General features: G+C 33.7%; 14 protein-coding genes, 1 tRNA gene and 1 pseudogene. All 16 read right to left on the bottom strand.

Going from position 1 to position 16,551, the window contains the following annotated elements:
* Positions 1 to 24 precede the first annotated feature (24 nt).
* Positions 25 to 108 (bottom strand) — tRNA-Leu (locus HUE87_RS01955).
* Positions 109 to 158: 50 nt separating this feature from the next.
* Positions 159 to 473 (bottom strand): F0F1 ATP synthase subunit C, encoded by a 315-nt coding sequence (locus HUE87_RS01950; RefSeq protein ID WP_194367074.1) that lies wholly within the window; start codon positions 471 to 473, stop codon positions 159 to 161.
* Between the two features lie 209 nt (positions 474 to 682).
* Positions 683 to 2,848, bottom strand: coding sequence for a polyribonucleotide nucleotidyltransferase (locus HUE87_RS01945; RefSeq protein ID WP_194367073.1), 2,166 nt, complete (start codon positions 2,846 to 2,848; stop codon positions 683 to 685).
* The gene (locus HUE87_RS01940) at positions 2,838 to 3,500 is read right to left on the bottom strand and encodes a phosphoribosyltransferase (protein WP_194367072.1); all 663 of its coding nucleotides are present in this window, start codon (positions 3,498 to 3,500) and stop codon (positions 2,838 to 2,840) included. The genes HUE87_RS01945 and HUE87_RS01940 overlap by 11 nt, the downstream gene beginning before the upstream one ends.
* Before the next feature lie 4 nt (positions 3,501 to 3,504).
* Positions 3,505 to 5,667: an LPS-assembly protein LptD gene (locus HUE87_RS01935; protein WP_194367071.1), complete on the bottom strand. Its 2,163-nt coding sequence runs from the start codon at positions 5,665 to 5,667 to the stop codon at positions 3,505 to 3,507.
* Positions 5,660 to 6,109, bottom strand: coding sequence for an RDD family protein (locus tag HUE87_RS01930; RefSeq protein WP_194367070.1), 450 nt, complete (start codon positions 6,107 to 6,109; stop codon positions 5,660 to 5,662). Before HUE87_RS01930 ends, HUE87_RS01935 begins: the two co-directional genes overlap by 8 nt.
* A 12-nt stretch (positions 6,110 to 6,121) precedes the next feature.
* Positions 6,122 to 7,387 (bottom strand): phosphoribosylamine--glycine ligase, encoded by a 1,266-nt coding sequence (gene purD / locus HUE87_RS01925; RefSeq protein WP_194367069.1) that lies wholly within the window; start codon positions 7,385 to 7,387, stop codon positions 6,122 to 6,124.
* A 311-nt stretch (positions 7,388 to 7,698) separates the two neighbouring features.
* A complete protein-coding gene (locus tag HUE87_RS01920) occupies positions 7,699 to 9,468 on the bottom strand; it encodes a sensor histidine kinase (RefSeq protein ID WP_194367068.1) in 1,770 nt (589 codons plus the stop codon).
* Position 9,469: 1 nt separating this feature from the next.
* Entirely contained in the window at positions 9,470 to 9,832 is a 363-nt protein-coding gene (locus HUE87_RS01915) for a response regulator (protein WP_194367067.1), read from the bottom strand.
* Positions 9,829 to 10,227, bottom strand: a complete 399-nt coding sequence (locus tag HUE87_RS12605) for a CZB domain-containing protein (protein ID WP_229855300.1) — start codon at positions 10,225 to 10,227, stop codon at positions 9,829 to 9,831. The genes HUE87_RS01915 and HUE87_RS12605 overlap by 4 nt, the downstream gene beginning before the upstream one ends.
* Before the next feature lie 63 nt (positions 10,228 to 10,290).
* Positions 10,291 to 10,653 (bottom strand): annotated as a pseudogene (locus HUE87_RS12600) (methyl-accepting chemotaxis protein); the annotation flags it as partial.
* A 594-nt stretch (positions 10,654 to 11,247) separates the two neighbouring features.
* Positions 11,248 to 11,883 carry a uroporphyrinogen-III synthase gene (locus tag HUE87_RS01905; RefSeq protein WP_194367065.1) on the bottom strand — a complete coding sequence of 212 codons (636 nt, stop codon included), beginning with the start codon at positions 11,881 to 11,883 and terminating at the stop codon, positions 11,248 to 11,250.
* A 19-nt stretch (positions 11,884 to 11,902) separates the two neighbouring features.
* A complete protein-coding gene (gene guaA, locus HUE87_RS01900; protein WP_194367064.1) occupies positions 11,903 to 13,453 on the bottom strand; it encodes a glutamine-hydrolyzing GMP synthase in 1,551 nt (516 codons plus the stop codon).
* 92 nt (positions 13,454 to 13,545) lie between these two features.
* Entirely contained in the window at positions 13,546 to 14,877 is a 1,332-nt protein-coding gene (nhaD, locus tag HUE87_RS01895; protein WP_194367063.1) for a sodium:proton antiporter NhaD, read from the bottom strand.
* Positions 14,874 to 16,322, bottom strand: coding sequence for an L-aspartate oxidase (gene nadB, locus HUE87_RS01890; RefSeq protein ID WP_194367062.1), 1,449 nt, complete (start codon positions 16,320 to 16,322; stop codon positions 14,874 to 14,876). Before nadB ends, nhaD begins: the two co-directional genes overlap by 4 nt.
* Positions 16,323 to 16,502 (bottom strand): lipoprotein, encoded by a 180-nt coding sequence (locus tag HUE87_RS01885; RefSeq protein WP_194367980.1) that lies wholly within the window; start codon positions 16,500 to 16,502, stop codon positions 16,323 to 16,325.
* Positions 16,503 to 16,551 lie beyond the last annotated feature (49 nt).

Below are 16,551 nucleotides of genomic sequence, written 5' to 3'. Positions count from 1 at the left end.
ATTATTTGATAATGGATTTGTTTGTGGTGCGATTGGAGGGATTTGAACCCTCACACCTTGCGGCACAAGCCCCTCAAGCCTGCGTGTCTACCGTTCCACCACAATCGCATATAAAAATAGAGTGTTGGCCGAAGCCAACGGAGGTATATTTAAGTTGATTAACCTAAATATGGGTTCGCATATAAAGCGATAAGTGCGATTACAAGTGCATAGATAACTTGTGCTTCGATCATTGCAAGAGCGATGAACATTGTAGTCATTAGTTTAGCACCTAAACCTGGGTTACGTGCAGTACCAGCGATTGTTGCAGCAGCAGTATGACCCATACCGATAGCTCCACCAAGAGCAGCAAGACCAAGACCAAGACCAGCAGCGATCATTGAGTAAGCTTTAAGAGTTTGATTTGCAACATCTCCATCAGCAGCGAATGCAGCAGTAGCTAATGCTACCATTAAAAATAGAACTTTTTTCATGTATTTCTCCAATATGTTTTACAAAAATTTTCGGCTAGCGTAACCATATTCTAAAGAATACAGCAATCCAAACATAAATGCAAAGATTTCCCTACTAAAATTTGATGGGCGATTATACATAAAAAGTGCTAAAAGGTAGTTTAATATTTTAAAATATTGTATGTAAACAACTCTACATGTAGAGTTGTTGTAAATATGCAGATAGTAGTTTACGCGCGGCCTAAAGAAATTTTATTTCCTTTAAATTCCAATATCTCAACTGTTATTTTTTCACCTTCACTTAATACATCCGATACTTTCTCCACTCTTTGGTCTGAGACTTTTGAGATATGTAAAAGTCCGTCTGTTCCATCTGGAAGTTCTATAAAGGCTCCAAAATCAACTATCTTTTTTACAGTTCCTTCATATTTTTCGCCAACTTCATATTTAACTTTTTCAACCTTTGGTGCATTTACTATGCCATTTATATGTTCTCTAGCTCCAGCAACTCCCGTTTTATTTTTGCCTGTTATTTTAACTTTTCCATCTTTTTTATCGATATCAATCGCCACTTCAAACTTCTCTATCATTTCACGAATAGTTTTACCTGCTTGACCAATAATCTCGCCTATAAAGCTAGGGTCTATGTGAAAGAAGTCTGTACTAGGAAGAACCCCGTCATTAAATTCTATTTTTTCTTCAGCGTCTATCATTATGTCTATAATATGACTTCTACCCTCTTTGGCTTGGTAAAGTGCTTCTTTTAAAACATCTAAACTAATCCCGCCGAGTTTAATATCCATCTGCATTGCAGTAATTCCATCTTTTGAACCAGTAACCTTAAAGTCCATATCACCATCATGATCTTCTAAGCCCATAATGTCAGAAAGAATGGCATATTTTTCACCTTTGGAAACCATACCCATAGCAATTCCAGCTACTACATCACTAGTCTCAACATCCGCAGCGCGAAGTGCCATATACCCTCCACAAACTGTTGCCATTGAAGATGAACCATTTGATTCCAGTATTTCAGAAACTAAACGAACTGTTTGTCCATCGAGATTTATAATAGGCTCAAGTGCTCTTTTAGCTAAATTTCCATGCCCTAGTTCTCTTCTTTTTGTTCCCATAATAGGAGATGCTTCACCAACACTAAAACCAGGAAAATTATAGTGAACCATAAAGTTTTCATTTTGTGTTCCCTCATCTGTCAAGGCCTCAAACATCTGTGCATCTTTAGGTCCGCCCATTGTGAGAACAACTAATGCTTGCGTTTGTCCACGTGTAAACAGACATGATGAGTGAGCAGAAGGGAGTACATTTGTACTAATAGAGATAGGTCTTACTTCAGTTAAAGATCTTCCATCTGCACGAGTTCTATCATTTAAAATTTGAGCTCTAACTTGCTCTTTTTTTACTTTTTCTATTGCATCTTTTAGCTCTATCTCTTCCCACTCAATATTGTTCTTTATTATTCTTTTTCTAAGTTGTCTTAGAGCTGTTGAGCGTTCTGATTTTGCCATTTGATTCATAGCATCTTTAATATCTGACATGTGATTATCTTTTACAAATGAAACCATCTCTTCATTGATTACATGTGCTTTGTACTCAATTGCTAATGTGTCTTTTTTAAAAGGTTTAAAAGAGTCTTCAAGCTTAGTATTATTCTCAAAAAGTACCCTCTGAGTTTGCTCAAAAACCTTTATAAGTTCATCTTCACTTATAGCATTTGAAGTACGAGTTGATAATATAGGAGCGCTCATCGTTGGATCCATTAGTGGGTCAACAACCAAAGTGTTATCAAATTTCTCTGAACCAATAGATCTCATCTCAATCATAAGAATATCTTCTTTAGTCCCAGATAGATATAGATCTAGAGTAGAATTTTTTAGCTGTTGCAGAGTTGGACTTAAAACTATTTCTCCATCAACTTTAGCAGCACGAACTGCAGATACAGAAGTATTTATATCTATGTCACTAATATATAGTGCAGCTGACGCAGCATTAAGTGCTAGAACCTGTAAATCACACTCTTTATCAGCACTTAATACTAAAATAGTTATCTGCGTTGGGTGTCCAAAGCCTTTTGGGAATAGTGGACGGAGTGAGCGATCAACTATACGAGAAGTAAGTGTTTCAAAATCACTCGGTTTAGTCTCACGTTTAAAAAATCCACCAGGAATTTTACCAGCTGCATATGTTTTTTCTATATACTGAACAGTTAGTGGCAAAAAATCATCTTTTACAATCTCTGTCTCATCAATAACAACTGTAGCAAGTATTACACTATCACCACTTTTTACCCATGCAGAGCCATTTGCCTGCTTTGCTATATCACTAAAATTATACTCTTGCTCTGCATTTAAAAGCTCTACTTTTACATCATACTTCATTCTTTTCTCCTAATAATTTTTCAATTTTTTCTTCATCTATCTTCTCTAAATCTTCATAGTAGAGTGATGTTTCAACATAATCATCTATATTATGTAGAAAATATATATCATCCGCAAATGGTTCCAATAGCTCTAGCACATCACTTGGTATAACTGGAACCGCTATATAAACGGCTTTTGGCTTTTGAGCAAGAACTGTTTTTAGTGCTGTCATAAATTTTAGCCCAGTTTCACTTCCCTCATCTACCAATAAAACTATTTGATCTTGCATCGATGAGAAGTGTTTTCCTTTTCTGTACTGGTATATATAACTCAATATTTTCTCTTCATGTTTTCTTTGAGCTTCACCATATATATAATCGTACTGTACCTCAAAGGCAGAGACAAGTTTTTCATTAATCACTATCTCTTCTCTTTCACTTACTCTTGCTATTTCACACTCATCGTTATTTGGTGCCATGATAGCTTCTGAAAATAGAAAATCAATACTGTTAGAATATTTTTTTCTTAAATAGTGTGCAAGTTCCAAGCCACCTCTTGAAACAGCAACCAATTTCCATTTTTCATCTTTAAATCTTTGCATTGGGATAACATCAGTTAGTTTATGTGCAGCATCTTCACGATTTTTAAGTATATGTTTATATTTTTTCATATAATCAATTCCCCTCTGAACTATCTGGTATTCTATAAACGAAATCAGATGATCTATTATCTGATGACATTATTGGCTTAAGTGCTATTGTTAAGTATATGTATCTATCATATATTGAATCTGATACTCCATTTTGATCAAGTATAGGTCTGTTGTTTTCAACATATCTAAGTCCGAAATCCCAACATCTTTTCTTGTATAAGAAACCAATCTCCATACTCTTTTTATAATCTTCTTGCAAGTCGTAATCATATCTAAAATTATAAGAGTAGTGCTTATTATAATCATATTTCAAACTAGAAGTCATATAGTTTGTCTTAGTAGCTCCTGGCAAAAAACTATTTTTGTACATGTGTGATAACGCTATATTGAAACCATAGCCATGAAAAGACATTTTATTGAAGTTTTTAGACACATCTCTCTCGTTATAGTTATAAAACATATTATTATAAAAATTAATGCTATCAGTAATCTTATATTCTAGTTCATTTTCAAGCTCTCCAACTCCGCCATTTGCATCTTCATACGAGATGTTTTGTGATAATCTATGATAAATAATCTGTTGTCCATCATCTGAATAGACATACTGTGAAAAAAACAGGTTTAAATTTTCTTCTATATCAGAAATATTATAGAATTCACAAATATCTTCACTTTTATGAATATTTTGAGAACAGTAATCTTTTTGATCTTCATAATAACCATCTCTTGTCTCGGTTCCACCAACAATATACTGAGAACCAAAATCTACTACGTGAGTAAATTTATCATAAGCTCGTGTAAGCTGAGAAGAAACAGATAGTGAATGTGAATTTCTTGCATATAAACCATTATTATACTCATCGCTTGTTGGTATCTCCTCTTCACCTTTAAATCCTGTATGTTGAGCATACAGATATGATTTATATGAGATATTTATATACTCATCAAAAAGTGATGCTTGCAATGTTATAGGTATATTTATATCTGTCTGAATAGCACTTTTACCGACTGATCTTGAATAATTATTTGTTTTCACATCTAAATTGTATAAAAGATGCTCCTTAAGAAGTGTGCTTAAGTAACTGTGATACTGAAATGATGGAAGATTTTGAATAGTTTTTTCATTGCTCTCTTGTGTTAAATCTTTGTAGTATTTGAAATATGCACCAAAGTAGTCTGTGTCATTGTTATAAAAAATATTAATTCTTGAAATCACCTGTGTCGCCGTTGAAGTTAGTGTAGTATCGCTTGTTGATAAATTTATATATTCAACATCATTCATATCATTTATATCTACGTATATACCCGACTGACCTTTTAACTTAGCTGAGAACCACTCATTTATAAAGTCACTGTTGTCATAATTAAAATTAAATCCGTAATGAGTTTCGTTTGCCAAATTGTTTTCTAGAAAATAGTTCTCTTTTTCTTTAAAATAACCAGTTACCAAACTTCCTTTTGAGACTTTGCTGTCTACAAATCTAAATGTAGAATATATCCCTGAACCACGCTGATTTCTAATCTGAGGTTTTAGCTCTAAATCCCACCAATTTTGTTCAGCAATAAAGAGTGACTGTTCATAGTAAAAGCCCTCATTGTTGGAATATCCAAATATAGGTGGTAAAACCCCAGTTCTTCTGGTTGTATCTAATGAATATCCAAAGTAAGGAGTATAAAAAACTGGTATATCATAGATATACAATCTTGCATTATAAAGACTAAGCCACATTGTATTTGTGTTGTACTCAGATGATGTAAATTCCATTTTCCAAAGTGGATTGCTGGGATTACAACCACTCATCACACCAGAAGTAATCTCTATATTATCATCTTTTGCATAACTTTTAGATCCGCTCAACCATACATTTGATGTTTGCTCAGACATATAAAACGGCTTAAATGTTCTCTCTTTATTTGCTATATTTAACTTCGCATAATCTCCAAGCAGCTTTATGTCACTACCTTGTGTTGCACGAATATTTCCAAAGAGTTCCAACTCACCACTATTTCTGTCATAGACTGCCCTTTGGGCACTTAAATGAGACTCTTTATAAACTACTATAACCTCTCCGTAAGCTTTTACAACATTATCTTTAGTATCCATTTTAGTAGCATATACTTCAACTTTATCATCACCGCTAAGGTAAGGAATAAAAAGTATAAATAAAACGAGGACTTTAAGCATTTACAACCAAAGTCTTAGCAGTTTTATCGTGCCATGTTTGACGTGAAGAGTCCATCATACCCCAAACAAATCCAAGGTAAAAAAACATTTCACTAATTACTCTAACTATGGCACGATTAAGAGCGATTATTACATTTGGCGTTTGAAGTGTTTTTATATCTACAACTCTTATTTTCATAGCAATTTTACCAAGAGTTGCTCCATACTGAGTAATAAAAAAAGCTTGATAAAAAACCTTCATAGCCATATATTCTAAAACAAATGTATTTGTTAATATTATCATCTCTTCCATTGTTTTAGCCTCAAAGAAAGAGTCTCCAAGAGCTATAATAAGTAAAAAAGAGAGTAGCATCTCATCTATTAAAAAAGCTAAGCTTCTCTTTTTAATTGATGCAAGTGTTATATTTTCTCGATGAAGTATATCCTGAATATCGTCGTTCACTTTTTATACTTCCTAAAGAGCTTGATAAGCTATGTCTGTTCTTATTTTTTTACCTGCAAAATGGACTTGACCACATCTTAAATATGCTCTGTCTCTTGCCTCTCTAATACTATCTCCAATCCCAACACAAACCAGGACTCTTCCTCCATCGGCATAAAGCTTCTCATCAACCATACTAACACCAGCGTAAGAGATATGAGTATATTTTTCTATCTCTTCATGGTGAACATTGTCTACTATTATCTCTGCAGGAATTGAGCTTTTATATGGATAATTTCCACTCGCCATCACAACGCCAACAGCATACTGCTTTGAGAACTCTACTTTTATCTCGCCTAGTCTGTTTGTTGCAGCTTTATAAAACATGTCGCTCACACTTGATGTCATAAGAGGCATAAGTATCTCACACTCAGGGTCACCAAAGCGAACATTAAACTCTAATGTAATCGGCTCACCGTTAACAACCATAACTCCAATAAAGAGTACACCTTCAAAAGGAGCACCCTCTTTTTTCATTCCATCTAAAGTTGGACGAATCACCCTATCTCTTACTTTTTGATACAACTCTTCATCCACTAAAGGTGTTGGGGCATATGCACCCATTCCTCCTGTGTTAGGTCCTTCATCGTTATCTAAAAGTCTTTTATGGTCTTGTGCTGCTGGAAGTAAAATATAATCTTCTCCATCACAAACTGCAAACATAGAGAGTTCGTAACCATCCAAAAACTCTTCAACAATAACTTTCAGTCCTGCATCACCAAAACTTTTTCCGCTTAACATCTCGGAGATTGCAGTTTTTGCTTCGTCATGGTTTTGTGCAATTATTACACCTTTACCACCACATAACCCATCAGCTTTTACAACAATTGGAGCAGTTAGAGTCTCAGTAAATTTAAAAGCATCTTCAATAGAAGCAGTTTCAATATAACGTGCGGTTGGGATATTATACTTTGCTAAAAAGTTTTTCATATAAACTTTTGAACCCTCGAGTTGAGCAGCCTCTTTGCTTGGTCCAAAAATAACAAGTCCATTAGCTTTAAAAATATCAACAACACCATCAACAAGAGGAGCCTCAGGACCAACTATAGTCAATTCAATCTCATTATCTTTTGCAAATATCACAAGTTCATTGTAATCTTTAATATTTAAGTTTGTTCCTAAATTATTTGTTGCGCCATTTCCAGGTTGAAAAAATATTTCATGACCATCAGCTTCATTTTTTATTGCACGAGCTATTGAGTACTCTCTGCCACCACTACCTAATATTAAGATCTTCATTCACACACTCCATACTGATTAAAAAACATTTATTTAAATTATAAAAAATAAACTAAACAAATACTTCATAAAATAAGCCCGAGTAGCCGTCTCGCATTTGGCTTGGTTCTAAAAGCCGTATTTGGGCGAAGAGAGAACTCTTTAAAGGCGGCATTATCTCGACAGAGTTAACGTATCTCAAACGATAGCACCGACACATAAGAGAACTACTAGTTCGCGGTTTGAATATGTAGAACCCTCATTATTGCGATATGTCGAACTACCCAGACTATAAATATATTATACTAAAAATTACTTGATTTTTTTATGAATTAGGCTTTTGGAAGAGTTATTTTGAATATTGCTCCATCTTTATCATTAGAAGCATCTATATCTCCTTTTTGGTCAAGCACAATTTTTTTAGCTATGCTTAAACCTACCCCCATTCCTCCTTGAGGTTTACTTGAGACAAACGGCTCAAAAATATTATTTAAAATTTCTGCATCAATTCCACCAGCATTATCTCTAAAAGTTACAATAATTTTTTCATCTTCTTCTTTACAATCTATAAATAGTTCTCTATCATCGTAAGACTCTTTTTTCTGTAGTTCATCAAGTGCATTATTTACCATTACAACCCAAACCTGCTCTATTCTCTGTTCTTGAACATTAGATAAAAATACAAACTCTTTCATATTAAAACCAAGATTAAATTCTTTTTCATTTAGATATATTTTACTTATATATTTTGAGCGATTATAGGCCATAACCAAAGATACCGCAATCGTATTATAAATATTTACAACCTCAGAACTCTCTTTTGTATGCTGAGACATTTCTCTCATAGACTCAATTATTGTAGCAATTTTTGCAACTCCACTGCTTACATGTGCAAAATCTTCCAAAAGGTTTTTCTTTGTGTTTGAATCTTCCAGATCTTCTAAATCCATTTTCATCATCTCAACATTACCTTTAATATAAGTTAAAGGAGTGTTTATCTCATGTGTTATTCCTGCTGATAGCTGCCCAATAACACTGAACTTAACATCTCTCATTCGAGCTTCCTCATGCTCTTTTGCTAAAGTCATATTTTTTATAACCTCATTATTTAAAAGGGGGACTAGTTCTCCAACCCTTCGCTCTAAATATGCCTCTTGTTCTTCATGTCTTGTTACGTTAACCATGGCACAAATATAGCCATTATATTTTCCATCTTTTTTTAAAACTGTTTTAAAAAATTCATATATAACCGTTTTGTTATCTCTAGAGTTATATATCTCTTTATAATGAATATTGTCACAACTTAAAAGTTCTAAATCTTTTTTTGCGTGAACTTCGGCTAAATATTCTGGTAAGATATTATCTGTTTTATGGTTCAATATTTCATTTCTGTCTACATCGGTAAGTTCGACATAGGCGCTATTACACTCAATATATACATTATGTTTGTTTTTAACAAATATAGGTAAAGGGACAGCATCCAAAACTATTTGTAATCGCTCTAGGTTTTCACTTAATGTCTTATTTAATTTTTTTATCTTTTGTGTATGCTTTAGCGCAATATTGAGTAAAATCAACATTGTCAACAGCACTGCTAAAAGCATAATATGTGAAATTTGTTTATTTTTTTCTAAATCAAGTACATCCTCAGAGATTGACAATGAAACTATATATTTTTGAGTATTATTCATCTTTATAAATGTCAAAAAATACCATAATTTGTCTATATTCACTTGATTTACAAAGATATCTTTGTCTCTAACGTTGTTAGAAATTTCTGCTTGCTGCTTTTTGTCTATTTTATCTTTGAGTTCAATTAGAGTATACGATTCAAATATATTTAATGAATTTTTTTCAAAATTAACTAGCATATATTTATCTTTTAATATCTGTTGCATTTCTTTTAAAAGATTCTCTATCCCCTTGTAGTTTTCAGGATGTTTAACATTTAAAAGATCAAATATATTTTTCTTTGAGACCCTTTCGTGTTCGATGTACTTTTCAAGACTTAAGCTGTATACATGATTGATAAAAAGGGAGGTTGGAACATAAAAGAGTATTGAAAATACAAAAAGTATGCCATATCTTCTAAATTCACTCATATTATTTAGCAAGTACCTCGTCAATTTTTTTACTTATAGCATCAAGAGAGCTAAATGGTTTCATAAGGTAGTGTTCTGCTCCTTGACGATGAGCTTCAAGAACCTTATCCAAAGTAGAATATGCAGTCATCATAATAACTTTAACATCTGGGCATTTCTCTTTAAGCTTTGGTAAAAGCTCAAGTCCATTCATTTGCGGCATCATTATGTCAAGTAAAACTACATCTGTTGAGTTACTTATGCTACTAAGTGCATTCAATGGGTTATTATAAGTTTTAACACTGTTGTTCTTATCTCGCGACAAGTACTTATCTATCATCGACAAAATTTCTATTTCATCATCTATTACTGCTATATTAATCATTTTTTATTCTCCTGATCAAACAAATTAACGACTGCTAATTTCATCTGAATTTTTGATTTTTCTACAACCATCTCGTCAAGATATTTAAATACGTCTAATGAAGCATCTTCAATCTCTTTAACCATATCCTCAATTTTGCCCATAGAGCAAATAGCTTCACTGCCAGTACACTCTTCTGCCAATATATTTGCAACTGAATGAACAATAGAATGAGGCTTCTCAAGCTTAGAGTAGGCATTTGTTTTTGAAAATTCTTGTTTACCTGCACCTTCTGTGTACCACTTACCTAATCTACAATTATGGTGGTCAACTTTTTTAAAGCTGTTCTCTTCACCAAATAAAAGAGCAAATACATTGTTTTTATAGATTACATGATCTATTTTTGCTAAAGACACAAATATTTTATCACTTATATATTCTACTTCATAAACACTTCTTGAAGCGTTTTTCTCAAAAGAAATTATTTTATCTTTAAGAGCTTCTATTCTCTCTTTAGTTTCATTAACTATTGTGCTCGTAGATTCTGCACTCTCTTGAGCCGAAGAACTTTCTTGTTGCATTGCACGAACTACTATAGATATATCTTTTGTTGCAACTTGAGTTCTCTCTGCTAGTTTACGCACCTCATCTGCTACTACAGCAAAGCCTCGACCGTGTTCACCAGCTCTTGCTGCTTCAATAGCTGCATTTAAAGCCAATAAGTTTGTTTGGTCAGCTATATCCTCAATAAGGTTTACAACACTTGATATTTCATTTGACCTTGTGCCTAAAGATGAAGTACTCTCTCTAGTGCTTTCCATATTTTGAGCAAGTGCATCCATATTCTCAACAGATTCTATAATCAATCCTAACCCATCTTTTGATTCAGTAGCAATTTGTGATGATTCTTTTCTCATCTGTTCTAACTCTGTCAACATACCTGCATATGTTTTTTGAGAATCAGCAAGAGCATAGCTAATTGAATGTTGACGTTTAGCCATTACTGTGCTATCTTTTGAATTTCTAATATCTGTTTTAAGTATACTGTATATAGTTTCTCCGTTTGAAAGAAGCTTTGACGCTACACTTCCACTGCATCCACTTACATCTATACTGTTTTGACCTTTTTTCAGTTCAGCCAAAAGTTCTCTATCAACTTTTATCATTTTGTTTGCAAGAGCATTTCTATGTTTAATCTCTCCACTTTTACAAACAGATATAATTATCTCTTCTTGTGAAAATCCAAAACTTTCTTTATAAAATTCTAACTCTTTTTTCATAGATGAAATTTCTTCTTCTAAAGCTTTTATCTCTTCATTATGCTTTTTGCTTGGTGAGAAAAACATTCAATAACCTTTATTTTTGTATTGGACTATAAATTTGAGCCATTATATTAGAATAAATTATAAAAGTTTCTTAAAGTTTGTTAGAATATGTTAGAATGATAAAGCCAACTCTATACAACTTTCAATAGAAGTTTCTTTCGATACTTTATACTCGATATTTTTTGGAATTGACTTTGCCGTAGTTTTACCAATTACTATAATTTTTGAGTCTGAAGCTATTGTATGAGTTTTCAAAAAACACTCCACTGATGATGGTGAAGTAAAGATAAGAGTTGCACTATTTTCTACATGTAGATTTAATGTTTCTTCTGAGCACTCACTTACATAGAGTATCTTTTCATCTATTTTATAGTCGTTTTTTTTAGCTACTTGTGCAAAATCTGAAGCTACTGTTTGCGCTCTTAAATATAACCATTTAGTCTCTTTTGAAAACTCTTCTATTTTTTCAAGTAAACCATCTCCATATCCTTCTCCTGCAACTAAAATATTGCCACCAATATTTTTATATTCTGTAGCAGTATTAGAGGATACACAAAGTGCTGGGAGATGAATAAAGTCTTTTATATTGTATTGATTTAGAGCTTTTATAGCTTGTTTTGAGGTTATTATCAGATAGTCGTATTTGCTAAAATCAATATCTGGATTTAAATATCTAATATTTAAAGAATTGATACATGTAGCTTTGGGATGAGAGGAAGTTGAGAAAAGATAAATTTGTCTTGCCATGAAAATAGAGATTAAATCTCTACTCCCACTCAATAGTTGCTGGTGGCTTACTACTAATGTCGTAAACTACACGGTTTATTCCATCTACTTCATTTATGATTCTTCTTGATATTCTCTCTAGTAAATCATGTGGAAGATGAGCGAATGTTGCTGTCATTCCATCAACTGCTTCTACAACTCTTACACAGACAGTATTGTCATAAGTACGATTATCACCCATTACACCAACAGATTTTACATTTAATAAAACTGCAAATGCCTGCCATGTTTTAGCATAATATCCACTAGCTTTTAACTCATCTAGCAAAATAACATCAGCCTCTCGTAAAATAGTTAAATCAGGTACATTTACATCACCCATAATTCTAATAGCTAACCCTGGTCCAGGGAATGGATGACGGTTAATCATACCTTCTGGAAGACCAAGCTCTAGTCCAATTTTACGTACTTCATCTTTAAATAATTCTCTTAAAGGCTCTATTAGTTCAAAATCCATCCAATCAGGAAGACCGCCAACATTATGGTGAGACTTGATAACTTCAGAGGGACCATTTACACTTATAGACTCAATAACATCCGGATAAAGTGTCCCTTGAGCTAAAAACTTAATGCCATCATGCTTTTTAGCCTCTTTTTCAAACTCTTCTATGAAAGTATGACCGATTATTTTTCTTTTCTCTTCAGGGTCTGAAATGCCTGCTAATTTTCCTAAAAAGTTATCAACAGCATCAACAGTAATTAGAGGTGTTTTTAAATTGATTTTAAAAACCTCTTCAACCTGCTCTCTCTCTCCTTTTCTTAAAAGACCGTTATCTACAAATACTGGAATTAACTGGTCACCGATTGCTTCATAAAGCATAGCAGCAACAACAGAACTGTCAACACCACCGCTTAATCCACAAAGAACTTTTCCAGTTCCAACTTTTTCGCGTATGATTTTTATTTGCTCTTTTAAGAAGTGCTCCATCTTCCATTTTTCAGTTACTCCACAAATATTTCTTGCAAAGTTACGAAGCATTAAGTAACCCTCTTCAGAGTGTTGAACTTCAGGGTGATACTGCATAGCGTAAACACGCTTTTCTTCATTTGCGATTGCTGCATAAGGTGAATTAGCAGAAGTAGCAATAGGAGCAAAACCATCTGGAAGCACATCTACCTTGTCGCTATGACTCATCCAAACTATGCGACCATCATCGCAATCAGCTAAAAGAGGGGAACATTTTTCGTCAATATTATTTATAGTAAGTTCAGCTTTACCGTACTCATGGTGACTTGAACGGATAACGCTACCGCCAAAATCAACTGCTATTCTTTGCATACCGTAACAGATACCTAAAATAGGGATACCCATAGAGTAAACGCCTTGATCAACCACGTAAGCATCTTTGTTATAAACAGAAGATGGACCACCGCTAAGGATAAGCCCTTGAGGATTTTTTGCTTTAATCTCTTCTACGGAAGTGTGGTAAGGGAGAATTTCACAATAAATTTTATCTTCACGAAGACGACGAGCGATAAGTTGTGTGTACTGAGAACCAAAATCTAATACGATAATGCTAACATTTGTCATGTAAATGCCTTTAATAAGAGTGTTTTGAAGTGCCAAAAACGGCTTTGAGGGGTATGTACCCTTTCGATAGTGAAAGGATACAATAAGTTAGATTAATATTTGATATATAGACCTAAAACATCAAACTGAATATACCAAACAACAATAGATACAATATATCCAACTAGAATAGCCCAAGCAAATTTCATATGCGAGCCAAAAGTGTAAATACCGTGAAGTTTACCCATAACACCAACACCAGCAGCAGAACCAAAACTAATCAAAGAACCACCAACACCTGCTGTTAGAGTAACTAACATCCATTGAGACAATTCAAGAGTTGGATTTGATTTTAAAACAGCTGACATAACTGGAACATTATCTACAATTGCAGATAAAAATCCAACACCAATATTTACATAAGTTGGATTAAACATATCATAAAGCTGTACAGCATGAGCCAAGAAACCTGCGAAATGTAATGCTCCAACTGCCGCTAATATACCAAAGAAAAACAGTAGTGTATCATTCTCAATTTTTGAAACAGATTTATATATTTGAATATCGTGATCATGATGTTTTTTAAGTTTAATAGCGTAAAGCTGAAGAAGAGAAAGACCAAACAGCATTCCCCACATAGGAGGTAAATGCATAACCTGTTTTCCAATTACTGCTAAAGCAATAGTCAATATACCAAGTCCTATAATAACTTTACCACCGTGATGAATATGAACAGGTTCAGCATTTTCAACTCTTTTAGGATGTCCCTCTGGAACAAATTTGCTCAACAAGAATGCTGTAATTCCCCAACCAATAATAGATGCTGGGAATAAAAATAAGAAATCTATAAAGTGACCTTTACCTGATGACCATGCCATTAGAGTTGTAATATCACCAAATGGAGACCATGCACCACCTGCGTTTGCTGCAACAACAATGTTTATAGCTGCTGGAACCAAGAAAGCTTTATTATCTTTTTCTATTGTTATTAAAACTGTAGAAAGTATAAGGGCTGTTGTTAAGTTATCTGCTACTGGAGAAATAAAGAATGCTAAAATACCAGTTACCCAAAAAAGCTTTTTATAATCATATCCCGATAGAATAAGCTTCTCTTTTAGTGAATCAAAAACATTTCTCTCTATAAGTGCTTCAATATATGTCATGGCAACAAATAAGAAGAAGAAAATTTCTGCTATTTCTAAAATAAGGTGTGCTATTTCTGTATCAAATGGTTCAAAATTCAAACCATTATATGCATAATAAACACCCAGCAACATAAACATAAATGTACCTGTAAATAAGGCTGGCTTAGCTTTATTTATATCATACTTCTCCTCTGCTGCAATAAAGTAATATCCTATTACAAATATTGCTAGTAAAAACCAACCAAATGGTTCTACTGCTAGGTCAACTGCGTGTGCTCCTATACCTGGTCCTGTTGTCATTCTTTCTCCTCAATCATTATATGTACTCCAATAGACTTATCTCTAGAGAGTGCGTGAGTAACCATCTCTCTTGCCGTAAGTAAACGAAATTTCAGAAGTTTACCAATATTTTCATTTAAAAGAGCATTAATTTGCTCTAAAGCTTTTGTTAATCCCTCTTTTGTCCTAACAATAGAGACATTTTCCCACATTATTCGACGTAGCTGATTTTTTTTCTCTTTATCTCCTTGAAGACTCATTACATCATCAACAACATCAAACTCTATAAACTTTTTTCTACTAGGTAAATCTAAAATAGTAAGAGCAGCTCTTTTAGAAAATACCAACCCCTCCAAAAGAGAGTTAGATGCCAATCTATTTGCACCATGAACTTTTGTGGAGGCAACTTCACCGACGGCATAAAGACCTTTTACATCTGGAACCCTACCGTGCAAATCACTCTTTATACCACCAATAGCATAATGAAAAGCTGGAGATATTGGTACTCTTTGGGCTGGAACATCAAAACCTAAATCTTGCAAACTTTTAAATATATTTGGAAACCTTAGTGTAAAGTAATGATATTCAAAATTACTAAGGTTAAGGTATGTTTTAAGACCTGTTTTTTTACTATAATCATATATTGCTTTACTTACTATATCCCTTGATGCAAGCTCACCTCTCTCATCATAATCAAATAAAAATCTTCTTCCATACTCATCTTCCACTGTTGCACCCTCACCGCGAAGAGCTTCTGTCAACAGAAGCTTTTGTGCATATTCACTCTTTACAAATACAGTTGGGTGAAACTGCATCATCTCCATGTGCTCGAGTTCTATACCCTTCATTACACAAAGACCTTGCATATCAGCACTAATACAAGGAGCATTTGTATGGTACTCATAGAGTGAGCCCACTCCTCCACTTGCAAGTATCACACTATCTGCATATATATTTCTGCTTTCTCTATGGTCAAGAACAGTTACTCCGTAACATTCACCATCTTTTATAAGCAGGTCAACTACTCTAGCGTCTCCAAGCATTGGATGTGGGTTCTTTGAGAGTAAAAAGTGGTGCATACACCTTCCAGTTGCATCTCCACCAGCATGCAAAATACGATTTTTTGAATGTGCAGCCTCTTTGGTATATAAAAGATTCCCCTCCTCATCGCTATCAAATTCAAAGCCAAGCTTTATCAGATTATCTATAGCTTCTCTAGAGTTTTCACTCAGAGTTCTTACAGCTTCTTCATCACAAAGACCTGCTCCAGCATCAAGAGTGTCTTTTACATGTAGAGGTATATCATCACTATCTACTGCTAACGCTATGCCGCCTTGAGCATAAAAACTATTGCATTTAAATGTTTCTCTCTTATTTATTATTAAAACTTTTTTATCTCGTGGTAGGTGCAACGCAGCATAAAGACCAGCTACTCCAGCACCTACTATAATTACATCATATTTCATCTATTTTTCATTACTTTTATCGTTTGGCTTTTTAATGATGAACTTTACATTTTCATCGCTTTGCGGTGCCTCTTCTAAATAATATGGATCTGCTTTGTACCCACATCCACTCAAACTTAACAAAAACATTGCTATAATTGCTATATGAAAAACGCTAGTCAAATTATTAATTCTATTCAAAGTAGACCTCAATTTTCTAAACTATCTTATTATAAGTGCATTAACATAG

It is taken from the genome of Candidatus Sulfurimonas marisnigri, assembly GCF_015265475.1.
In the GTDB taxonomy this organism is placed as follows: Bacteria; Campylobacterota; Campylobacteria; order Campylobacterales; family Sulfurimonadaceae; genus Sulfurimonas; species Sulfurimonas marisnigri.
This window is presented reverse-complemented; position numbering and strand designations above follow the sequence as displayed.